Raw genomic sequence first — 22,514 nt, 5'->3', positions numbered from 1 at the left:
ATCACTTTATTCACATTTTTCACTCCCCCATACACCCGTTTCAGGTGAGCTGGGGCAAATGGAGCGTCGGTCAGCTCTCAAATTGGGTGACACAATGATTACGAAAGTGACACAATTAGATAACAACGGTAGAAAGTTTTCCCGCCATACCCCCGCACCATTCCGCCCGCCTAAGCACCGCGGAGTATAGGCGCACTGTGAGTGCCCAGGGCGCTGGTTCGCGCTGTATACAGCACTATCTCCTCCCGCGGGCCCCACGCACGCTTGGGCGAAGCTTCATTGCGCGCCGTTTTCGAGTTATTCCTATATATCTTCCGCGCCAGGCGGGCATCATCCTGAGGCATGTCAGACCCACTTCCCATCCGAAAAAGAGCACGTCAACACCTGATACAGTGAGAAAGGTTAAGACTTAGCAATCCTTTTTTGTTCTTATTTCAGGGTGTGATTTTTTAGTGACCCTTATTTATGTTCTTGCGCTGGCGGCCCTCGCGGTCGCCTTAGCGCCGCTTCTGGTGAAGGTGGCAGACCGCAAAGCAGGCTACCCGCTTGCGGCCATCTTCATCGTCGCGTTTGCCTTGCTTATTCAACAATTCCCTTCTCATGATGGCTCCACGGCCAGCGGCAATGACCCGCCGCTGACGTATTCGGTGGAGTGGATCCCTAACCTTCTGGGTGATGGAATCTCCGTGAACTTTGCCCTGCGCGGTGACGCCCTGAGCTTGTTCTTCGCACTGCTCGCGCTGGGCATTGGCTCCATGGTGTTCATTTACTCCGCCGCCTACCTTGGCCGCGGTGAGTCCAACACCAGCTTCTACACCATCATGACCGCCTTCATGGCGTCCATCCTTCTTTTGGTGCTTGCCGACGACGTCTTCGTGCTCTTCATCGCATGGGAGCTCGTCTCGCTCGCGTCCTTCATGCTCATCGCCCGCTCCGGCGGCACCGGAGGCGAACAGGGTTCGCAGCGAACCCTGATTCTCACCTTCATCGGCGGCCTGACCCTGCTGGCGGCGATGGCCATCGCCGCCACCCATGCAGGCACCACTAATCTGACGGAGATCATTGCGTCTGACTTCTGGGCCGAAAAACCAGGATTGACCACAGGCATTGCCATTTTGGTTGCGGTATCCGCGTTTACTAAGTCTGCGCAGCTGCCGTTCCACTTCTGGCTGCCAGAGGCAATGGCCGCAGCAACCCCTGTGTCCGCATTCCTCCACGCCGCAGCCGTGGTCAAGGCCGGCGTGTACGTGCTCATGCGCTTTAGCGCCGTATTCGCAGACGTTGCTGCGTGGAACTGGCTGCTGATCGTGGCCGGTATGTCCACCGCGGTCATGGCCTCCGCCTTCGCGATTGGCAAGACGGACCTGAAGCAGCTCACCGCGTACTCCACCGTGTCCCACCTGGGCTGGATCGTGGCCACCATCGGCGTGGGCACCCCGTTCGCACTCGCGGCGGCGCTGGTACACACCCTGGCACACGCGCTGTTTAAGTCCTCCCTCTTCATGCTGATCGGCGTGGTCGATCACCAGACCGGAACCCGCGACGCCGCACGATTGGGCTCCAGCTGGCGCCAGCTGCCATTCACCTTTGGCTCCGTGGTGATTGCCGCGGCCTCCATGGCGTCCATCCCACCACTGATGGGCTTCATCTCCAAGGAGGGCATGCTCGAGGCCTTCACCGAGGCACCGGTGGGCAATGCTGGTGTTGTGATCTTGCTGATCGCCGCCGCTGTCGGCGCATTCTTCACCTTCACCTACTCCGCGCGCATCGTCTTTGATGGCTTCATCGACGGTGACCGTGACATGAGCGAGGTCAAGGAAGCCCCTGTTGCCCTATGGCTCCCAGCGGCCATCCCAGGCCTGTTGTCCGTACCACTGGCATTTATAGCCGGCCCACTCCTGGACAAGCCCATCTCCACCGCCGTGGGCGTAGTATCTGAGGATCCACACCTGCACCTCGCCCTCTGGCACGGCGTTAACGTCCCACTCATGATCTCCGTGATCGTGCTGGTGGCAGGCATCATTGGCGTAGTACTGCGCAAGAAGATCTGGTCTGCCGTCACCGGCAAGAAGATGTTCGTGCGTTCAGGCAACGAGCTGCTCCACGATGTCAACCGCGCGCTGAGCGCTGTAGGCCGCGTCTTTGCCTCCATGGCAGATTCGCTCTCCCCTACCCGCCACATGGGCTACATGCTGGCTCTGATCGTTCTGCTCGCAGGCAGCACCACCATCGCAGGCCTTATCAACGGCGGCATCGATGGCCAGCCGCTGGCACCACGCCAGGAGGGCACGGACCGCATCTTCGATCTCCTGCCACTACTGGTCGTTGCCGCCGCCACCTTCGCCCTCGTGCGCACCACCAAGCGCATCAACGCCGTCATCCTCATCGGCGCCGTGGGCGTGGGCGTGACCCTGCAAATCCTCATGCTGGGCGCACCAGACGTAGCACTGACCCAGTTCATGGTAGAAGCACTCGTGGTCGTCATCATGATGATGGTCGTACGCCAGCAACCAGCCAACTTCCACAAGACCAAAGCCGCCAAGAAGCGCACCGCCGCCATCATGGCAGCGCTGGTGGGCGTCTCCGCCTTCCTGCTCGTGTACTTCCTGCTCGGCCGCCACGAGCGCAGCGAGATCGCCATGTGGTACCTCAACGAGGCGCCTGGCATCACCGGCGGCGACAATGTGGTCAACACCATCCTGGTGGAGTTCCGCGCATTCGATACCTTGGGCGAGCTATCCGTACTGGGCATGGCAGCAATCGTCATCATGGCGGTTGTCACCTCCATGCCACGCTACCCATTCGCGCCGGGCACGCACCCAGCACCATTCAGCAACGCGCTGATGAACTCCTACCCACTGCGCCACCTGCTGAAGTTCTTGGTGCCGTTCCTGATCGTTATCTCGGCCCTCGTATTCTGGCGTGGCCACAACGAGCCAGGTGGCGGCTTCATCGCCGCGTTGATCGCCGGCTCCGCCATGATGCTCGCCTACCTGTCTTACCCACAGGACAAGCGCATCTTCCCAGTCAACACCCCGATCTACCTGACCGGCATTGGTGTCCTGTTTGCCGTTGGCGCGGGCCTGATCGGTTTGCTCAACGGCTCCTTCCTGTACGCCTTCCACGGTCACTGGGCCGGCCAGCACTGGACCACCGCAATGATCTTCGACGTTGGCGTGTACTTGGCCGTGCTGGGCATGCTGTCCATGGCCATCAACGCCCTCGGCGGATACCTGCGCCCTGGCATGGACTACCAGCAGCTGACCTTCAGCCGCGAGGACTCGCCACTGGCCAACCCCGTGAACATTGGTGAGGAGCTGGAGCGCACGGAACATATCACCTTCCAAGGCACGAATGACCGCGGAGAGTTGATTGCGTCCACCATCAGCCTTGAGGAGGCAAAGGCCCAAGAAAAGGCCGTTGCCGCTTCAAAGAACTTGGCGGCAGACCATGAGGCCCACCTTGATGAGCTGAGAAACTACCCACCACGCACTGCACAGAACAAGAAGGAGGAAAGCTAGTGATTCTCGCACTGACCATCGCACTGCTTGCAGCTGGCGGCGTGTACCTGGTGATGCAGCGTGGCATGCTGCGCATCGTGATCGGCATGACGCTGATCAGCCACGCAGCCAACCTCATCATCTTGGCCACTGGTGTGCCTAGCTGGCGTGGTGAGCCATTCCCTAGCCTCACCGATCTCGCTGACGCAGCTGATCCGCTGCCGCAGGCATTCGTTCTGACGGCGATCGTGATCGCCATGGCCACCACCACCTACATGCTCACCCTCGCGGGCGTGGGCCGCAGTGATGACACGGAGGCCGAGGAAGTAGCGGACGAAGAGTCCCCACTGCAGACCCTGGGCCGCTCCACCAGCAACTCTGAGCTGGCGGGCCAAGAGGCCGCCTATGAGCGTCGACAAGCACGCGCCAAGAAACTAGCCGAGAAGTACGGAAAGGACCACCACTAATGGACTACATCCTTCCGCTCTTTGTTGGTATCCCGCTGGCCATGGTGGCCCTCGCCGCCATGCTGCCGTGGAAGCCTGCGCGTGACGCGCTCGGCCTGATCACCCCAGCCGCCACGGCAGCTGGCGGTGCATGGCTGTTTGCGCACACCGGCGAGGTAGGAACCATCGCCCACTCCGTGGGCCTCTACGTGGGCGGCGTAGCTATCCCATTCGCCGCCGACCAGTTCGCCGCCATCATGATCGTGACCACCTCCATCGTGGCGCTGGGCGCCAACTGGTTCGCCATCGCGGTCAAAGAAACAGAAGCCCGGTTCTACATCTCGCTCACCCTCATGCTGCTCACCGGCGTGATGGGCGCTCTTTTGACCGCTGACCTCTTCAACTTCTTCGTATTCATCGAGGTCATGCTGCTGCCAAGTTACGGCCTCATGGCCATGACCGGTACCTGGGCGCGCCTATCCGCTGGCCGCACCTTCGTGCTCACCAACCTCGCTACCTCTACCCTGCTGCTCATTGGCGTGGCAGTAGTCTACGGCGTGGTGGGCTCCGTCAACATCGCGGCGCTGGCTGGCGCCGCCGCTGGCAACGGCCCGGTAACGGTAGCCATGGGCATTGTCATGATCGCCCTGATTGTGAAGGCGGGCATGTTCCCCGTCCACACCTGGCTGCCGCGCACCTACCCGTCCACCTCCGCATCCGTCATGGCACTGTTCTCCGGCCTACACACCAAGGTGGCCGTGTACATAGTCTTCCGCGTGTACGTCACCATCTTTGACTTGGAGGCGCGCTGGGTATGGCTGATTCTTGTCCTGTCCGTAGTTGGCATGCTGGTGGGCGCATTCGCTGGCCTAGCTGAGAACTCCATGCGTCGCATCCTGGCCTACCAGATGGTCAACGGCATGCCGTTCATCGTTGTCATGCTCGCGTTTGCCGCCTCCGCCTCCAACGGCAATGGTGGCGATGCCGCTGCCACGCTGGCGCTCGCGGCGGGTATCTTGTACGCCCTGCACCACATGATCACCGTGGCATCGCTCGTTCTTGCTACCGGTTCCATCGAGGAAACCTACGGCACTGATTTGATCAAGAAGCTATCCGGTATCGCACGACGCGATCCAATCGTGGCAGCCATCTTCGTAGCCGGCGCTTTCTCCGTTGTGGGCTTCCCACCATTTTCCGGCCTATGGGGCAAGGTGGGCATCGTGGTAGCTATGGCCCGTCAAGGCGACGGCGTAGCGTGGTTCATGATCACCATCGTCATCATCGCCAGCTTCGGTGCCTTTATGGCCATGCTGCGCTTGTGGCGCAAGGTCTTCTGGGGTTCCAAGATGAACAAACAGCGCGTGCCGGAAGCTCTTCGCGTTCCAGCTAAGCGCTGGGCGCCATCCGGTGCGCTCATGATCATCTCCTTCGGCATGTTCATTTTCGCCGGCCCACTGTTTGCCGCCACCAACGGCGCTGCTGAGGACTTGCTCGATGTGCCGTCCTACCAGCAAGCAGTCCTTCACCAAACAGAGGATGAACCCGTGGCAGTGGTCACCAACAACGATCTACAGGGCGCATCCGATACCGCCCGAGGAGGCGTAAGCAATGGCTAGGATTCTGCATGCGATCAAATACCTGATCTGGCTATGGATCCAGATCATCCTCGCTAGCTGGACAGTCCTGATTGACGTAGCAACCGGCTCCCGCAAGGTAGACCCGTGCGTGGTCTTCTACCCACTTCGAGTAACTAGGCCGTGGCAGATCACCGTATTCTCCGCCTCCGTCACCATGACCCCAGGCACCCTCTCCCTAGCCGTGGTGGACAAAGAGGGCGTGGAGATTACCGATGAGGACGAAAACCAGACCCCACACTTCTTAGCGGTCCAAGCAGTTCACGGCTCAGATCCAAGAGGCGTGTTGGATGATCTGGCCCATATGGAGCAAACCATGGCCCCAGAGGTCAAGGACGTAGACCAGGACTTGGATACAGCACCCGTGTTGTACCCAGCCCCAGCCCCAACCTTGGCTGACGAGCACATGAAGAAGGAGGCTTAACATGTTCGAGTACTTCGCATACGCCGGCATGATCATGCTCGCCATTTCCCTCCTCATTGGCATTGTTGTGATGACCCGCCACAACGACCCACTCACCCGCGCAGTGGTATCTGACCTTGGCTTCTACTCCATGATCGGTTTCTACCTCATCTGGTCCACCATCAACGCCACACAGATCGCCTATGACGTTGTGCTGCTGGCGGCGCTAGCAGGCGGCGTGCTGCCAACCCTGTCCATGGCCCGCATCATCTCCCGAGGAAGGCGATAGAAATGACTGCCGTTCTAGAAATCATCGCTGGCATTGCCATCCTCCTGGCAGGCATCACGTTCCTGCTCACCGCCGTTGCCCTATGGCGCGCCCCTGACGCCCTCACCCGAGCAAACCTCTTGGGCCCTGCAACCGGTGTGGCACTGCCTCTGATCATTGCCGCGAAGCTCATCTACGATGGCGCTCACGGCCACTTCACGTGGGGAAATCTCATCATCTCACTAGCGGCCATCGCCGCGCTGTACGCCGTACTGGCAATCGGTTCGTTCGTCATGGGACGCGCATTGTTTGGCATCACGCCATCAATGCGGCCATACGATGACTCCGCCGTCCCAGCGAAGGGATCCGGTAAGAAGTAGTCCGGCCTAGCCTGCGTTTGAACCAACCCTCGACACTGTTGTCGGGGGTTGGTTTTTGCGTTTAAAGAGGAAGGGACAAAAAACTAAACTCTGAAGGCTTTCTGGGCATTTTTTAGCCAAAAAAGGGCTCAGAGTTTAGTTTTTTGTCCTTTCACGGAGGTAACCAGTTTTGGCAATTTCAGAACCTGCGACGGGAAGCTTCCTCATCACCAGAAAAAACTGGAAGTAGCGCTTGCTAGAGGTTGTCACGTAGCTTTGAGGTGATCATTAAAGAAAGGAGTCGGCTGTTGAGCGGACTCATTGACTGGGTAGTCAACCTCATGACCATTTTGGGCGCTCCCGGCGCGGGTATCGCCGTGTTCTTGGAGAACCTGTTTCCGCCCATCCCCTCAGAGGTCATCCTGCCGCTTGCTGGCTTTACGGTTGCCCGTGGTGGCTTCAGCTTCATCTCCGCGGTCATCTGGTCCACGGCGGGCTCTGTTCTGGGCGCGCTAGCGTTGTACTGGGTTGGCCATGCTTTTGGCGAGAAGCGCCTGAAGGAAATCGCTGACTGGATGTGGTTGGTGGAGCCGGAGGATGTGGACAAGGCCATTGCTTTCTTCTCTCGCCATGGAAAGAAGTCCATCTTCTTCGGTCGCTTTGTGCCCGGCGTGAGGTCATTGATCTCCATTCCTGCTGGGCTCTCAGCAATGCCCAAGTCCGTGTTCCTGATGTGGACCACGCTCGGATCCCTGATATGGAACGTCACGCTCATCGCGTTAGGCTACTGGTTGGGCGCCCAGTACCACCTGGTGGCGGACGTGATTGACCAGTATTCCACCGTCATCTACGTCATTATCGCAGCGTTGCTAGCCTTTGGCGTGGCCATGCTGATCCGCCGCAGTGTTCGGCGAAGGAACGCTAATTCTTAGGCTAGAAGCGCAGCAATCTCGTTCGCCACGGTGCGGGCAAATGGGCTCACGCCGGAGATGGTGGCGGACCCTGGCCCCAACCAATCGCCGTAGCCCACTAAAAACAGCCCAGGCACGGTGGGTTCGCGGTCATCCAGCAAGCCACGTACCGGAGATAACGCGGGGCGGAACCCAGTGCACCAGATCAGGTGGTCTGCATCCACCTCGTCCAAGGACGTGAACATGGGCGTTGCCGTCAGTGCGCCTGAGTCACGGGCCTGCTTCACCGCGGGGAGCATCACAATGTCTCCAAGGTCAGAGTCCGCCCCTGGGTCCTCCTCGCCTCGAAGTATGGCGAGGGCTCGGGCTGAGCTGCGCTTAAATAGCTCGCGACCGTCCACGTCATCCGGCATCCACCGCGGCTGTTCGCGCGTGTACCACGTAACGTCAGCCACGCCAGTCAGCTCCGCAGCAATCTGTGCACCCGAGTTAGCGCCTCCCACCACTGCGACGGTGCTGTTGCGGAAGGGGTTAACGCCGGGATAGTTGGCTGAGTGCCAGTGCTTTCCGGAAAAGCTACCCGGATAATGAGGGATGAATGGGCTCGACCACGTTCCGGTGGCGGCTACTACGGTGCGGGCGCGGTAGTCGCCAGCGTCAGTGTCCAGGGTGAACCCGCCAGATGTATGCGTCACCTCGTGGACTCGCACTGGCCGCTTGATGGTGAACCCGTAGCGCTGTTCGTACTTTTTAAAGTACGCAATTACGTGATCTGCCGATGGGAAACCCTCATAGTGAGGCATGGGCATGCCGGGCAGGTTAGAAAACTCGTTGACGGTGAACAGCGTCATGGAGTCCCACACGTGCCGCCACGCCGCTCCTGGGCCTTCTTGGTCATCCACGATGAGGGGGTCAATGCCCTTTTTCTTCAGGTAGTAGGCCGTTGCCAGTCCAGCTTGGCCGGCGCCAATGATGATTGTGTCGATCATGATCAGTCCATTTGCAAAACGGTGCGCAACTGGGCAAATGGCCCAGGAACAACGGCGTGGGTGACGGTGCGTCCTTCGCGGCGTTTGGTCACCAGGCCTGCTTCAGTCAGTTTCTTCAGGTGATGAGAGACGGTGGGCTGGCTGAGCCCGGTCAGCTCTGTCAGTTCGTTGACGCTGAATGTCTCACAGCCGCACGCGGCGATCTGGGACAGCAGCATCAGCCTCGTTGGATCAGCCAGCACCTTGAACAGATCCGCGTAGTGGTGCGCTTCCTCGGGCATCAAGGCGCCGGAGCCAAGTGAGCAGCAGGGTGAGGTGGCGGGCGAGTTGTTCATGCCTCCCACTATATATTGACAAGCATCAATACGGTGGTAGTTTTGTATTGATCATCATCAATACTTGGAGTTGAGTATGCACACGGAAGCACGGATGTCATTCCTAGACCGCTTCATTCCCGTATGGATCTTTCTGGCTATGGCCGCGGGCCTCGCATTAGGCAGGTTCGTGCCAGCAGTAAAAGACGCCTTGGTAGCGCTGGAGATTGGCAGCATTTCCCTACCCATCGCGCTGGGCCTGTTTGTCATGATGTACCCGCCTCTTGCCAAAGTGCGCTATGACAAGGCCACCAAGATCGCCGCAGACGCACGGCTGATGGGGGTGTCCCTCACCCTAAATTGGATAGTAGGACCAGCGCTCATGTTCACTTTGGCCTGGGTTTTCCTCGCGGATCAACCGGAATTGCGCACCGGCCTCATCATTGTTGGCCTCGCGCGCTGCATCGCCATGGTGTTGGTATGGACGGATCTCTCCTGCGCGGATAGGGAGGCAACCGCCGTCCTGGTTGCGCTGAATTCCATCTTCCAAGTCCTCATGTTCAGCGTGCTCGGGTGGTTCTATCTGCAGGTGCTGCCGTCGTGGCTGGGCCTTGATCAGGCAAGCGCAGACTTCTCCTTCCTTGCCATCGCCACCTCCGTGCTCGTGTTCCTGGGCATACCGCTGCTTGCTGGCGCCCTGTCGCGCGTCATCGGCGAACGCACACGGGGCAAGGAGTGGTACGAGAATGTGTTCCTTCCGCGCATCTCCCCGCTCGCCATCACTGGCCTGCTGGTGACTATCGTTTTCCTGTTTGCGCTGCAAGGCGATCACATAATCTCGCAGCCGCTCACAGTGGCCACGGTGGCACTGCCGCTGCTGATCTACTTTGTAGCCATGTTCTTTTTGGGCCTACTCACATCCAAGGCAGTCAGAATGAACTACGCCCAGTCCACCGCGGTTGCCTTCACCGCAGCGGGAAATAATTTTGAGCTGGCCATTGCGGTCAGTATTGGCACCTTTGGCGCGGCCTCCGCACAGGCTCTCGCTGGCACCGTCGGCCCCATGGTGGAAATCCCCGTTCTGGTTGGCTTGGTATACGTAGCCAAGTGGATTGCCCCTAAGCTTTTCCCTCATGACCCCACTACCCCAAGGAGCATCAATGCCTAAGCCGGAAGTTCTTTTTCTCTGCGTGGGCAACGGCGGCAAGTCCCAGATGGCTGCCGCTATCGCCCGCAAGCTCGCCCCAGCTACCGTCACCGTACACTCCGCCGGAACCAAGCCCGCCGGTAAGCTCAACGCTGAATCCGTGGAGGCGCTGAGAGAAATCGGCGCCGATGCATATGTGGACCACCCTAAGGCCATTGACCCTGAGATCCTTGCACGAGCAGATAAGGTAATCGTGCTCGGCGGCGATGCCCAGGTGGAGATGCCCGCGCACGCCCGTGGTCAGCTGGAGCGCTGGCTGACGGTGGAGCCTTCTCACGATGGCATTGAGGGCATGGAGCGCATGCGCCTCGTACGCGATGATATTGACCAGCGCACCCGCGCATTGCTTGAGGACCTCACTGCTCAATAGCAGTTAAGATGAGTAGCTATGACTCATCACCGTAAGCGCAGGCGCGCGCAGCGCAAGACTGACGGCACTACCACCATCACCGATCAGTCCCCTAAGCAGCACAAAAGCGGTGAGAACAGCGGCGGCTCTAGCAGGGGCCGCGGGCGTCGCCGGCGTGCCCAGAGGCAAACGAGCGCGCCAGAGGTAAAGCTCAAAAACATTGACGCCACCACCGAAGCCGAGAAGAAGCAAGATCCCAAGAGCAGGCCGCGCCCCACTGATGAGGAGCGTGCCCTGCGCGCGGAACAGCGCCAGAAGGAGATTGAGCAGGCTCCGTACGTGGCCCTAACGGTGAAGACATCCGGCATTCACCCGTCCACAGCTCGCATTATCGTGCTGGATGCCATCACGCTCGATCCGGAGGGGAACCAGGTTGATCAGTTCCACTGGGTGCTGGATCCCGGTACGGATCCCGGCCCCGTGCACCTGCACGGTCTGACCCACGAGGACGTCAAGGAGCAGGGCAAACGATACGGCCAGATCCTCAAGACTCTGGGCAAGCTTATCGACGGCCGCACCCTGCTGGTCCACCAGGCACCGTACACGTGGGGGTTCATCGTTTCGGAGGCCCGCCAGGCCATGAGCCAGGCTGCTCGCGCCAACCGCTCGCGCTCGCGCCAGCGCGGCCGACGCCGCCAGCGCGTGGGACACATTCCTAAACCGGAGCGCATTGTGGACACCCTCGCCACCGCGCGCCGCCAGGGTGGCACGTTTACGGATACCCGAATCCGCACTGTCGCCCGGTTGTACGGCATTGACGCCGTACCGGCGCAGGCCACCGTTGCGCGCACTAAGGCTCCGGAAGAGGTGGTCACGCGTGAGGAAACCACGCTAGTGGCGCAGCTGTACTTCAAGCAGAAGGAAAACTTCAGCAACCAGGAAGTAAAGAAAGCATTCATCGCGCAGTACGATCCCCAGGATCTACGCCCAGACCGCTTTGGTTTGCAGCGCAGCGAACTGCGCGTGGACGCCACCAACGCGCCGCGCACGCTGGAAAACCCTGGTGTGTACACCGAAGAGCTTGGTCTTGTTGAGGGCATGGAAATTGTGATTTCCCCTGAGATTGCCATGGACCCGGACATCTTGATCGAGGCGATCACCAAAAAGAACTTGGCGTACTCGGAGAAGATCACCCGCAAGTCCTCTCTGGTGGTGTGCAATAAGGAGAAGGATCACGTGGGCAAAGCCATGCACGCCACCCGTAAAAATATCCCGCTGCTCACGGATGAGCAGTTCATGCGCGCGGTGGAAAAGGTTTCTGCAGGCCAGCCTGTGGCACGAACAAACTAAGCGCGGGCACGACTAGAATCGTTTCCCATGAAGTTCCCACACCTTAACGTGCGTGAGATTCGCAGTACCTTGGCCGTGTCCGCAGCCAAGCTCGCGACCCAAGCCTCCAAGGCAACTGGTCGCGGCTCCGGTGGCATGATCGGCGGCTTGATCGCTGAGAAGATTGATCCACACATCATGGCCAACTTGGGCGGTGGCCGCCCAGTTGCAATCATTACCGGCACCAACGGTAAGTCCACCACTACCCGCATGTTCGCCTCGGCTGTGCGCACCCAGCACACCGTTGCTACCAATGAGGGTGGCGATAACATGGACGCCGGTATCATCTCCGCGCTGATGGCGAACAGGGACGCGAGCCACGTGGTGCTTGAAGTAGATGAGATGCACGTTCCCAATGTGATCAAGCGCATTGGCGCTCACTGCCTCGTGCTTCTGAACCTCTCCCGCGATCAGCTAGACCGCGTGGGTGAGATCAACAAGATTGAGCGCACGCTGCGTGAGGCCGTGAACTCCAACCCAGAGATGACCGTCATCGCCAACGTCGATGACGTTCTGGTGACCTCTGTTGCTTATGACGCACAGAACGTGGTGTGGGTTTCAGCGGGCGCTGGTTGGATGAACGATGCCGTCTCATCCCCACGCACCCAGGGCGCCATCATCCATGAGGGCAACCACTGGCGCGACTCCCAGCCTATGGCAGACGGTCGCGTTTTCGAGCGCCCGGAACCACAGTGGCGCATCACCGATGACGGGGTGATTCGCGTCGCCACTGGGGAGACGCTCCCACTCAACCTGAAGCTGCCCGGCAAGGCCAACCGTGGTAACGCAGCGCAAGCAATCGCCGGTGCCGTAGAGTGCTTCGATGTTCCATTTGAGCAGGCACTGCACGCCACGGAAACCGTGGATGATGTGGCGGGCCGCTACTCCACCGTCACCCTTGGCGAGCACGAGATTCACCTCCTGCTTGCTAAGAATCCTGCCGGCTGGCAGGAGGCACTGTCCATGGTGGATCGCAGCGCGGACGGCCTAGTGATCGCCGTGAACGGCCAAGTAGCTGACGGCACGGACCTGTCGTGGCTTTGGGACGTGAAGTTTGAGGATCTCAACGAGCTCAGCGTTAAAGCGGCAGGTGAACGAGGCACCGACTTGGCTGTCCGCCTGACGTACGCCGAGGTTGATCACGAGCTGATCAAAGACCCAGTAGCAGCCATCAAGGCGTGCCCTCCTGGCCGCGTTGAGGTGCTGGCCAACTACACCGCGTTCCGTGATCTGAAGAAGGCCCTTAACCGTGAAGTAGCCAAGCAGAAAGACGAGGCATAATCATGAGCACTCTTTCCATTGGTCTTGTCCTGCCTGATGTTTTGGGCACCTACGGCGATGACGGCAACGCCCTCGTCCTGCGCCAACGTGCCCGCATGCGCGGCATTGATGCGGAGATCGTCACAGTAAATCTGGGCCAGCCAGTCCCAGACAGCCTGGACCTCTACTGCCTGGGCGGCGGCGAGGACACCGCCCAAATTCTCGCGGCACAGCACCTCATCAAGGACGGCGGCCTGCAACGCGCTGCAGCGAAGAACACCCCTATCCTTGCCATCTGCGCGGGACTTCAGGTCATGGGTGAATCATTCCGCGCTGGTGGCGGCGTGGTGGACGGCGTTGGCTTGCTGGATGCAACCACGGTGTCCCTAGAAGTCCGCGCCATCGGCGAGGTGCAGACCCTTCCATCCAAGTCCGGCATTACCGCCGAGCTCACCGAACCTCTCACCGGCTTTGAGAACCACATGGGCGCCACCATTCTGGGCCCTGACGCCCAGCCGCTGGGTACCGTAACCCACGGCATGGGCAATACGGATTCCAACGCACTACTGGAGACCGGCGCACCGGAGGAGCAGCACATCTACGAAGGCGCCGTTCAGGGCTCCCTCATCTGCACGTACATGCACGGCCCAGCACTTGCACGTAACCCGCAGCTAGCAGATCTCCTGATCGCCAAGGCAGTGGGCAAGCCACTGGCCGAGCTTGAGCCGCTGGACCTGCCAGTGGTTGACCAGCTCCGCCAAGAGCGACTGGCCAAGAAGTAAAAAGCAAAAATGTGCCTAGCCGATATCCGTATCAGCTAGGCACGTTTTTCTTTTCTCAAGGACGGTCAGCGTGGGCAGAGCAAGCAAAATGACAGACTGCCTAGCCTTCATCACAGAGTGAGTCGTCCGCTCAGCGCGCGGGATAGAGTGAGCTCATCAACAAACTCCAGATCGCCGCCAAGGGGCATGCCTGAAGCAAGGCGGGAAACAGTGAGGTTAGGGAAATCCTTGAGCAGGCGAGCCAGGTAGCTGGCGGTTGCTTCGCCCTCAGTGTTCGGGTCGGTGGCAAGGATGACCTCGTGGATCTCAGGAGCATCGTCGTAGATGGGGTTCTCCGGGGTGGAGTCCGCCAGTTCACGGTCCTGAAGGACACCACCAATACGCTGCAAGAGCTGTGAAATATTCAGCTCCCGTGGGCCCACATTCGCTAGCGGGTCAAGGGAGCCACCGAGCACGTGGTATCGGCCATTGAACTCACCAGTACGCTCAATGACTTGGATATCCTTAGGCTCCTCTACCACGCAGATGAGCCCGCGGTCGCGCCCAGAGTCGGCGCAGATGCGGCAGACGGTCTCACGGGAAATGTTGCAGCAAATGCGACAGAAAGTGACGCCGTCACGCACTGCACCGAGCGCATCTTGTAAACGGTTGATGTCTGCTGGTTCGACCGTCAGGAGATGGAAGGCAATGCGTTGCGCTGACTTAGGCCCCACACCCGGAAGGCGGGATAGCTCGTCAATAAGATCTTGCAGTGGGCCTTCAAACACTTCGCCGTACGCTCGTCTTTCTTAGTTTGTACATTGCACAGAAACCTTTGCCATGAAATAACGGTTCCCCATGCATCCGAAACGCACGTGGGAACCGCTGTCAGAATTGGCTGTTTTAGAACAGGCCGCCCATGCCCTGAGACAGTGGACCCATCTTCTCCTGAGCCAAATCAGCTAGCTTCTCGTGAGCTTCGCCAAAAGCACCGACGATCAAGTCCTGCAGGGTCTCAACATCGTCAGCGTCAACAACCTTAGGGTCAATGGTAACGCCGGTAACCTTGCCGGTGCCCTCCATCACTACGGTTACCAGGCCGTTGCCAGCCTCACCGGTAACGGAAGACTCCATGATCTCACGCTGTGCTTCCTGCAGCTTTGCCTGCATAGCCTGTGCCTGCTGAAGGATCTGGTTCATATCTGGCTGAGTCATGTGTACTAATGCCTTTCTAAATACTTTTTATTGACCAGCACCACGTGCTGGTGAGTTCATGCCCTAAGTGTACCGGTATCAGTCAAAGCGGGAAGCTGCTAGCGCGATTGTTTGCTAGCAGCGAAACTTCGCCTAAACCTTCTTGGCACCTAGCTCCTCAGCCAGCATGTCCATGGCCACCGTCATCGCATCACGACGGTCCCTGTTTCCCGGTTCCATTGCAGCTGCCTCGATCATCTCGTCTTCCTCAGCACGCTGATCATAAACAGGCGCTTCTTCCTCCGGCACGTTAGGCGCACTGTGCTCTTGCGCCTGCGCTGCCGCTCGCGCACGCTCGAACCGGCTCAGCTTATGAGGTTGCTTGGCATACCTATTGGGCTGCGCTGGCTCCTCGTGCGCTGGTGGTTGCTCAGGTTGCGCGGGCGCGGATGGTGCAAAGCTTTCCTCAGGAAGATCACCGTAATCAGGCTCTGGTGGGGGTGCATCATCCCAGTTGTCCGGCTCAGGAGGAAGCGGTGAGCCATCCGAGAACTGATGCTTTTCCTGTTCGCGTAGTTTTTCCTCGCCACGCGCGGCCTTCTCCCGCCAACTGGAACGGCGCGCAGGCTGCTCCGGTGCCTCAGGTTCCGGCTGCGGAGCTGCTTGCGCCACGGGGGTGGGCGCAGGTGACGTCTCTACCTTCCTATCCTGGCCAATCGCAGCGGGAGCGCCCCAGACGTCGTCTGTATCGTTGCCAGCAGTGGGCTGCTGTGGTGGCTCAGTACGCAGTGGTTTGGCCTTTGGAAGATCTTGGCCCACCGGCGCAGGTTCACCCCAGATGTCATCAGACTGACCTGCTGGTTGCTGCTGAGTACGCGGTTGAGCGAATGAGTCGTGCGTAGCGTTTTCTTGGACCTCCTGCTGGGATTCTTGATTCCCGGCTGGCGGCTTGTATGGTGACTCCTTTTTCTCCTGTTCCGCTTCCCCAGGTTGGGTGCGTGGCGGAGCGGGCTCTACACGTGAGGTATCTTGTGGTTTACTTCTCTCGTGCTCCTCGGCGGAGGAGTCTTTTCCCTCCGCCTCTTCCTTAGGCTTATTGGGGTTCCACTGCGGAGTCTTCCTCGGCGGTTCAAACCCCGCGGCCGCTATGTCCGTACCGATGATGCATTGGACGGTGACGTCACGGTTGAGTTCCGCCTTGATTACCTTCACAATGGCAGCGTTGTTGTCGCCGGAATTCAGCCGCTCAGCTAGCGCTCCGGTGTTATGGCCAAGCACCAGGGTCTCATCGCGGAATCCCAAGATCTTGGCTTCCGCCAGCATGATGCCCGCGACCATGCTGTTCTTGGACACCATGGATCGAATCTTGGACCAGTTACTGCGAACGCGCTCCGTGAACTCGGAGTCCGTCTCCTTGGTAGCGCCTACTGGCTCAGCGGATGGTGCCTCAACAGGCTCGTGGTCAGCTGGGGCAGGCTGATCGTGCTGAGATGCTCGAGCGGGGGCTGGTTCAGCGTGCGTTTGCGGAGCCTGCGGTGCCGAGGTGTTCTCAGCCGGTGGTGTGCTCTCCTGCTTCTTCTCCGCTTCTTGCTTTGCCTTTTGTGCTTCACGTGCCTCGCGGGCTTCACGCTCAGCCTTTTCGCGCGCAAGGCGAACGGACTTGCGCTCGTATTTTGGCGGGATGGTGGAATCAGCATGAGCCCCGGCGGTGGCGGCCGCCGACGCTTGCGCCGTTCCAGATACCGCTGGGCGGGCAGCTGGTGCTGGCTGCGCTGGCGCTGCCCCAACTGCGGCCGAGGAAGGCAGCAGCATCTTGGCGCACAGGATCTCCAGCAACAGTCGTGGTGACGTGGCCCCCTTGAGGCCGGAGAGGCCGTCGTTAATCAAAGCTGTCAAACGTGGCAGATCAGATGGCCGGAACATGTTTGCCTGACCACGCAGAATATCTGCACGATCCGTAGGCGCATCCACCAGCCCAGAGTCAAAAGCATCAGGCACTGCCTGCAAAACCATCAAATCGCGCAGACGATCAAGGAGATCCTGGGCGAAACGGCGAGGATCCAAACCGGATTCAATGATGTCATCTACGGTTTGGAACAGGCTGGCCGCGTTGTCCGTACCCAGCGCATCTATCGCTGAGTCCAGAAGCACGTCATCGGTTGCGCCCAACAGCATGCGAGCGGTCTCATACGTAAGCCCCTCAGGGCCGGCGCCGGCTAGCAGCTGGTCAAGGACAGACAGCGTATCGCGTGGTGAGCCACCGCCGGAGCGGATCACCAATGGGTACACGGCATCATCTACCGTTGCCCCCTCGCTTGCCACGGTGCGCTCCACCAGAGTGCGCATGGACTGTGGCGTGAGGAGACGGAATGGGTAGTGGTGAACGCGGGAGCGGATGGTAGGAATGACCTTCTCCGGCTCCGTCGTGGCGAAGATAAAGATGAGGTGCGCGGGTGGCTCCTCCACCACCTTCAGCAAGGCGTTGGCGCCTTGCGGGGTGATCATGTGGGCCTCGTCGATAATGAAGATGCGGTAGCGGGAATCCGCTGGCGCGTAGGCGGCGCGGTCACGAAGCTCACGCATATCTTCAACGCCGTTGTGGCTCGCGGCGTCAAGTTCCGTGACGTCCAAGTTGCCTGGCCCATTCGGTGCGAGCGCGATGCAGGACGCGCACTGTCCACACGGTGTGGATGTTGGGCCCTGCTCACAATTCAAACTGCGAGCCATGATGCGCGCGGACGAGGTTTTACCGCAGCCACGTGGACCAGAGAATAGGTAGGCGTGGTTAATTCTGCCGCTGTCCAGCGCATTCGAGAGCGGAACGGTTACCTGTTCTTGGCCCAACAGTTCACCGAAAGAACCTGGGCGGTATTTACGATACAAAGCCACGGAATCTAGACTACCCACCGGCTGCACCATGAGCGAGAAAATACCCGAAGAACTGCCGTGACCAGCCAGTTAAGCGGCTCAGTGCGCACATGGAAATGCTCCCCACTCGTTGGAGTTTGTTTTCTGTGTCCAACTAATGGGGAGCAGCTCGAAGTGATCTCGCAGCCCGCGTGTTTACCGGCCCCAATCGTGAATATTGATTCCTTGCTCAATGACTTGCTGCTGAAGCTCGTCCACCCCGTACGTGACGGCGTAGTTGAACTCGTCATCGGTGATCATCACCAGCTGCAGCAGAACGGTCAAACGACCATCCTCCGTGAACCGAGGGACATCCCCGCCCCACACGTAAGGGCTCACCAACAGACCGTGCTTGACGGTGACGTCACTGGGGAAACCTGCGGCCTCCCCGATCGCGGGGACCAAGGTCCCCGGCTGCGCCGGAAGCGCGCCTTCCGACGCCCTCAAGATCGCAGCGGTACCATGCACCGCGTGCATCGCAGTGTTTGTGGTGGTACGGGCCACGGTGAAGATCTCGCTGCGTACATCCACGCCGTCGGATTCCAAGCCCGTATCAACGTCAGCAAAATTGAGGGTGGTGGCCAAGACCTCGGCCCCAAGGTTGGTGGCGCCCATCATGAAACCATCGTCCACACTGGGCGTGTGCGCCGTAAGGCTTGATGGGAACAACCCATCAAGCCACGCTTTGGTGGTGTGAAGATCCACGGTTACTTTCCGGCAGCCTTCTCAGCAGCAGCAAGAAGAACACAGGTAGCAACGCCGTCCATGGCGATTTCCAGTTCTTCAACTGGTGGCAGTGATGGGGCTAGGCGAATGTTGCGGTTGTTAGGGTCCTTCTTCAGAGGGAAGGATGAGCCAGCGCCGGTCAGGGCAATACCAGCGTTCTTGGCCAACTCAACCACGCGGGACGCCGTGCCGTCCACAACATCGAGGGAAATGAAGTAACCACCCTGCGGCTTGGTCCAAGACGCCACCTCGTACTCACCCAAGCGGGTCTCCAGGATGTCGAGCACCTTGGCAAACTTAGGAGCCAAGGAGCCTGCGTGCTTGCGCATAACCTCCTTGACGCCTTCCGCGTCACCGAAGTACTTGGCGTGAGCCAGCTGATTGATCTTGTTCGGACCAATGCCCCGAACATTTGCGTGCTGTGCGTACCAATCCAGGTTTTCCTTGGAGGTTGCAAGGAAGGAAACACCAGATCCAGCGTGCGTGATCTTAGAGGTGGAGGACATAAACCAGAAGCGGTTCGGGTTGCCCGCCTCCTCGGCGAACTGGATCACGTTGTGAACTACTGGGAACTCATCAGTCAGGGTGTGCACAGCGTAGGCGTTGTCCCAGACAATGCGGAAGTCCGGTGCCGCGGTCTCCATCGCCGCGAGGGCGCGACAAACGTCTTCAGAGAACGTAATGCCGGTTGGGTTACCAAACACAGGCACGGTCCACATGCCCTTGACCTGAGGATCCTTGACCAACTCTCGAACGGCGTCCATGTCAGGGCCGTCCTCGTTCATTGGAACCGTGATCATCTCAAAACCGAAGTGCTCAGTGATGGTGAAGTGTCGATCGTAACCAGGTACTGGACAGATCCACTTGACCTGCTCCTCGTCCTTCCATGGGCGAGCAGAATCATTGTTGCCGAAGGCGTAAGACCAAGAGATCATGTCAAACATGATGTTCAGGCTGGAAGCATCGCCGGCGATAATGTTGTCAACTGGGAGTCCAAGCGCCTCAGCCCAGATTTCACGGATATCTACGATTCCGGTCAGACCACCGTAGTTGCGGCAGTCAGTACCGTCCTTCGCCTTGAAATCATCACCTGGCAGGGAAAGGATCTCATTTGCAAAATCCAGCTGCTCAGAGGACGGCTTACCGCGGGTGAGATCTAGCTTGAGGTTACGAGAGCACAGCTCCTCGTACTTAGCCTTAATTTCCTCAGTGAATTGTGCGAGCTTATCTGCATCAAAATCAAGCAAAGCCATAGATCCGTTGCCTCCGGTTCAGCGTTCGGGAAATGTAATTCGTTTCAATTTGACTCTAGTGCACTACCGGCTGCTTAGCACTGAACTGCACCATGTTGGGAGGAGCCAGAAAACAGTTTGTGCCTAGAGGCGGCCACGTTCGCCGTAATCGGTACAGCACGCGGGCACGCATAAAGGGCCGTCATCCGATAAAGAATCAGACGAAGGCCCTCGCGGCGTTGTGGATTGGCACCACCTAAACACAGGGATCCGTTCCGCAGTCCCTGCGGCTAGGTTTGTCCTTTCACGCTTACTGTTTAGCTGAAGAAGCCCTACTCGGACTCCTTGCCGGTGTCAGACAGAAGCAGACCCAGGCCAATAGCAACCAGCCAAGAGTCCTTAGCCAGTGGCAGGCCAGCATCAGAAGGTCGGATACCGTCCTCCAGAGTATTGGCCTCATTGTTGAAGTAGAGAGTCAGCAGGCCGCCACCGAAAGCAGTAAGCGCTGCACCAGCCAAGCGGTTAGGCACGAACGGAGCAACCAGCGCACTACCCACGGCGATCTCGGAAGAACCAATAATCTTGGCGAATTTATCTGAAGGCAGCTTCTCCATAGCCTTGATACCGGTTGCAGCGAACTGCTGCAGGCCAGCGGAAGCCTCAGCATTCATACCCAGTTTGCCGATAGCCGAATTGAAAATCAGCGCTGCTGGGATAAGACGAAGCGCTGCAGAAGAAAGAACAGACATCACGGGCCTACCTTTTCATGTGGTTAAAAAGCTTGCGAACAACTATTGGTTACCAATGTAGCCAATTAATTAGTCCCCAATCATAAACGATAGGTGACGTGTCACCTAACTAAGAAAGCTAGCTCACTGTGAGCCACGATGAAACCGAGGGATATGCCGCATATCGGGACAGCCATGTCACACCCCACCAACCCCAAGGCAAAAATAAAGGGACTCCGCACACCCGCCAGAGCCCACTGACCCTTGCTGCATTCCTGCCCTGGGGGAGTTCATGGGATAAACGCCATGCGAAGTCCTGCTGTAAACAGTAGCCCATTAACCCCAAAAACCCAAAGCTACACATCACCAACGAGCACAAGCGCAGTTCACGCTAGCGATTTGCACTTTTAAGAACATACTGTGTATTGTTTTCCGAGTACGCAGGGCAACCTGCTGACGCTGGAGGATTCGACTAGCGGCCTATGTCACACGCCTGGAACGCGTGCGGGTTTCACGACCCTCGTGGGTTCAAATCCCACATCCTCCGCAATCTGACCCCCTAGTTCTTTTTGAGCTAGGGGGTCTTAGCTTTCCACAGCAAGCCTCCTGGGATCTTGGGCCACGCACAACAACGCCCATTCAGCACACGCGCTTTACTAAAACCACACGTTTTTGCACCTCATAGGGTGTACTGCAGCCAAAACATGTTGCAAATTCTAAATAGTTTCACTTACTGTTAGTGACATCATAAGCATGATAGAGGCGCGACCAACATCAGTAATTCCTAAAAAGCATAAGGGTTGCAAGGAATGAAAGGGGCGGTCGCCGAGGGAATATGAGGCACCCTTAGCTCTCATATTTTCGGGTCACTAGAGAATATCTAGTGGACTGCCACAAACGTAGTTTTGTGGAGAGCTGTCATGACGCATGGGTGCATACCTTTTGGAGTCATGATCCTCATGGCTCCTTTTTTGTTTGGAGCTGGGGCTTTTCAGGCTTATGGCGACCACGTTTTTGCATCTATGTGTAAAGGATTGATCGACCATGAAGAAGTTTCTTACTTCCGTCGCGGCACTGGGCCTTGCAGCAGCACTCGTGAGCTGCTCCGCTACTGATACCTCATCCACTGGCGAGGCCGCCGGTGGAGCCAGCAACGATGACGGTGTTTTCACCGTTGCAATGGAAGCAGCGTACGCGCCTTACAACTGGGCACAGCCAGATGATTCCAACGGTGCGGTAAAGATGAAGGATTCCGAACTCTTCGCTAACGGCTATGACGTTATGACGGCCAAGGGCATTGCAGAGGCTAATGGCTGGGAGCTGGAGATCGTGCAGTCTGACTGGGATTCCCTCATTCCGGCAGTGCAGTCCGGCACCGTTGACGCAGTTATTGCTGGTCAATCCATGACCGCCGAGCGCGCAACCCAGGTGGACTTCGCTGGACCTTACCTGTACGCCAATGTTGTTGTCTTGACCAAGAATGGCAGCAAGTTCGCTGATGCTCAGGGGCTTTCAGATCTCGCCGGCGGCAAGGTCACTTCCCAGACCGGCACCATTTGGTACGACTCCCTCATCCCGCAGATCGAGGGCGCGCAGCGTCAGACTCCAGCAGAATCTGCCCCAGCAATGCTCATGGCTCTGGAGACCGGCGCTGTTGACTATGTTGTCACGGACATGCCTACCGCGCAGGGCGCTGTGATTGCCTACCCAGACATGAAGATCTTGGACTTCAGCGACACCGACGATAACTTCGAGGCTTCTGACGAGGACATCAACATCGGTATCTCCGTCAAGAAGGGTAACACCGAGCTCAAGGACGCAATCGACGCATACCTGGCTGATAAGACCCAGGATGACTTCAATGCGCAGATGGAAGAGGCTGTGAAGATCCAGCCACTTCAGCAGGATTAAGTCCTCGCTGCTTAGCCAGCACCACA

Annotated in this window: 21 protein-coding genes, 1 tRNA gene, 1 other RNA gene and 1 riboswitch; of the genes, 14 read left to right on the top strand and 9 right to left on the bottom strand. The window is 58.6% G+C overall.

Annotation, left to right across the window (positions count from 1 at the left end; all coding sequences use genetic code 11):
* The first annotated feature begins 452 nt into the window (after window positions 1-452).
* The 7 genes from ACXM2N_RS01030 to ACXM2N_RS01000 all read left to right on the top strand — a co-directional run bounded on the left by ACXM2N_RS01030 (window position 453) and on the right by ACXM2N_RS01000 (window position 7,542).
* Window positions 453-3,521, top strand: a complete 3,069-nt coding sequence (locus tag ACXM2N_RS01030; RefSeq protein ID WP_458489181.1) for a DUF4040 family protein — start codon at window positions 453-455, stop codon at window positions 3,519-3,521.
* Entirely contained in the window at window positions 3,521-3,967 is a 447-nt protein-coding gene (locus tag ACXM2N_RS01025) for a cation:proton antiporter subunit C (RefSeq protein ID WP_458489179.1), read from the top strand. The genes ACXM2N_RS01030 and ACXM2N_RS01025 overlap by 1 nt, the downstream gene beginning before the upstream one ends.
* Window positions 3,967-5,562 (top strand): monovalent cation/H+ antiporter subunit D family protein, encoded by a 1,596-nt coding sequence (locus ACXM2N_RS01020; RefSeq protein ID WP_458489177.1) that lies wholly within the window; start codon window positions 3,967-3,969, stop codon window positions 5,560-5,562. The genes ACXM2N_RS01025 and ACXM2N_RS01020 overlap by 1 nt, the downstream gene beginning before the upstream one ends.
* Window positions 5,555-6,004 (top strand): monovalent cation/H+ antiporter subunit E, encoded by a 450-nt coding sequence (locus ACXM2N_RS01015; protein WP_458489175.1) that lies wholly within the window; start codon window positions 5,555-5,557, stop codon window positions 6,002-6,004. Before ACXM2N_RS01020 ends, ACXM2N_RS01015 begins: the two co-directional genes overlap by 8 nt.
* 28 nt (window positions 6,005-6,032) lie before the next feature.
* Entirely contained in the window at window positions 6,033-6,272 is a 240-nt protein-coding gene (locus tag ACXM2N_RS01010) for a cation:proton antiporter (protein ID WP_458490925.1), read from the top strand.
* A gap of 2 nt (window positions 6,273-6,274) precedes the next feature.
* Window positions 6,275-6,631 (top strand): Na+/H+ antiporter subunit G, encoded by a 357-nt coding sequence (locus tag ACXM2N_RS01005; RefSeq protein ID WP_458489173.1) that lies wholly within the window; start codon window positions 6,275-6,277, stop codon window positions 6,629-6,631.
* Between the two features lie 287 nt (window positions 6,632-6,918).
* A complete protein-coding gene (locus ACXM2N_RS01000; RefSeq protein ID WP_458489171.1) occupies window positions 6,919-7,542 on the top strand; it encodes a DedA family protein in 624 nt (207 codons plus the stop codon).
* On the opposite strand, the gene ACXM2N_RS00995 is transcribed toward ACXM2N_RS01000, so the two are convergent.
* Both ACXM2N_RS00995 and ACXM2N_RS00990 read right to left on the bottom strand, forming a co-directional pair.
* Window positions 7,539-8,510: an FAD-dependent oxidoreductase gene (locus ACXM2N_RS00995; RefSeq protein ID WP_458489169.1), complete on the bottom strand. Its 972-nt coding sequence runs from the start codon at window positions 8,508-8,510 to the stop codon at window positions 7,539-7,541. The two genes, ACXM2N_RS01000 and ACXM2N_RS00995, sit on opposite strands and share 4 nt — an antisense overlap.
* 2 nt (window positions 8,511-8,512) lie before the next feature.
* Window positions 8,513-8,845, bottom strand: a complete 333-nt coding sequence (locus ACXM2N_RS00990; RefSeq protein ID WP_458489167.1) for an ArsR/SmtB family transcription factor — start codon at window positions 8,843-8,845, stop codon at window positions 8,513-8,515.
* A gap of 76 nt (window positions 8,846-8,921) precedes the next feature.
* Here ACXM2N_RS00990 and arsB point away from each other — a divergent pair, with 76 nt between their 5' ends.
* From arsB to ACXM2N_RS00965, 5 genes are read left to right on the top strand one after another with little or no spacing between them, the layout of a single operon-like run.
* On the top strand, window positions 8,922-9,992 hold the full coding sequence (gene arsB, locus ACXM2N_RS00985) for an ACR3 family arsenite efflux transporter (protein ID WP_458489165.1): 1,071 nt from the start codon (window positions 8,922-8,924) through the stop codon (window positions 9,990-9,992).
* Window positions 9,985-10,401: an arsenate-mycothiol transferase ArsC gene (locus tag ACXM2N_RS00980; RefSeq protein ID WP_458489163.1), complete on the top strand. Its 417-nt coding sequence runs from the start codon at window positions 9,985-9,987 to the stop codon at window positions 10,399-10,401. Before arsB ends, ACXM2N_RS00980 begins: the two co-directional genes overlap by 8 nt.
* An 18-nt stretch (window positions 10,402-10,419) precedes the next feature.
* Window positions 10,420-11,730 (top strand): DNA polymerase III subunit epsilon, encoded by a 1,311-nt coding sequence (locus tag ACXM2N_RS00975; RefSeq protein ID WP_458489161.1) that lies wholly within the window; start codon window positions 10,420-10,422, stop codon window positions 11,728-11,730.
* Between the two features lie 27 nt (window positions 11,731-11,757).
* Window positions 11,758-13,050, top strand: a complete 1,293-nt coding sequence (locus ACXM2N_RS00970; protein ID WP_458489159.1) for a MurT ligase domain-containing protein — start codon at window positions 11,758-11,760, stop codon at window positions 13,048-13,050.
* A 2-nt stretch (window positions 13,051-13,052) separates the two neighbouring features.
* Window positions 13,053-13,811: a type 1 glutamine amidotransferase gene (locus ACXM2N_RS00965; RefSeq protein WP_458489157.1), complete on the top strand. Its 759-nt coding sequence runs from the start codon at window positions 13,053-13,055 to the stop codon at window positions 13,809-13,811.
* A 110-nt stretch (window positions 13,812-13,921) separates the two neighbouring features.
* On the opposite strand, the gene ACXM2N_RS00960 is transcribed toward ACXM2N_RS00965, so the two are convergent.
* From ACXM2N_RS00960 to ffs, 7 genes are all read right to left on the bottom strand, one after another.
* A complete protein-coding gene (locus ACXM2N_RS00960; RefSeq protein ID WP_458489155.1) occupies window positions 13,922-14,578 on the bottom strand; it encodes a recombination mediator RecR in 657 nt (218 codons plus the stop codon).
* Between the two features lie 115 nt (window positions 14,579-14,693).
* Window positions 14,694-15,005 carry a YbaB/EbfC family nucleoid-associated protein gene (locus ACXM2N_RS00955; RefSeq protein WP_458489153.1) on the bottom strand — a complete coding sequence of 104 codons (312 nt, stop codon included), beginning with the start codon at window positions 15,003-15,005 and terminating at the stop codon, window positions 14,694-14,696.
* A gap of 132 nt (window positions 15,006-15,137) precedes the next feature.
* On the bottom strand, window positions 15,138-17,873 hold the full coding sequence (locus ACXM2N_RS00950) for a DNA polymerase III subunit gamma and tau (RefSeq protein ID WP_458489151.1): 2,736 nt from the start codon (window positions 17,871-17,873) through the stop codon (window positions 15,138-15,140).
* Between the two features lie 174 nt (window positions 17,874-18,047).
* Complete coding sequence (locus ACXM2N_RS00945; RefSeq protein WP_458489149.1) at window positions 18,048-18,596, bottom strand: suppressor of fused domain protein; 549 nt, start codon at window positions 18,594-18,596, stop codon at window positions 18,048-18,050.
* 2 nt (window positions 18,597-18,598) lie between these two features.
* On the bottom strand, window positions 18,599-19,870 hold the full coding sequence (locus tag ACXM2N_RS00940) for an aminotransferase (RefSeq protein ID WP_458489147.1): 1,272 nt from the start codon (window positions 19,868-19,870) through the stop codon (window positions 18,599-18,601).
* A gap of 311 nt (window positions 19,871-20,181) precedes the next feature.
* A complete protein-coding gene (locus ACXM2N_RS00935) occupies window positions 20,182-20,598 on the bottom strand; it encodes a hypothetical protein (RefSeq protein ID WP_458489145.1) in 417 nt (138 codons plus the stop codon).
* A 203-nt stretch (window positions 20,599-20,801) separates the two neighbouring features.
* Window positions 20,802-20,898: signal recognition particle sRNA small type (gene ffs / locus ACXM2N_RS00930), an RNA gene on the bottom strand.
* A gap of 140 nt (window positions 20,899-21,038) precedes the next feature.
* Here ffs and ACXM2N_RS00925 point away from each other — a divergent pair.
* Window positions 21,039-21,124 (top strand) — tRNA-Ser (locus ACXM2N_RS00925).
* Window positions 21,125-21,326: 202 nt separating this feature from the next.
* Window positions 21,327-21,503, top strand: a riboswitch (Lysine riboswitch).
* Window positions 21,504-21,621: 118 nt separating this feature from the next.
* Window positions 21,622-22,488: a transporter substrate-binding domain-containing protein gene (locus ACXM2N_RS00920; RefSeq protein WP_458489143.1), complete on the top strand. Its 867-nt coding sequence runs from the start codon at window positions 21,622-21,624 to the stop codon at window positions 22,486-22,488.
* Window positions 22,489-22,514 lie beyond the last annotated feature (26 nt).

Source organism: Corynebacterium sp. ZY180755, assembly GCF_054331495.1.
This window is presented reverse-complemented; position numbering and strand designations above follow the sequence as displayed.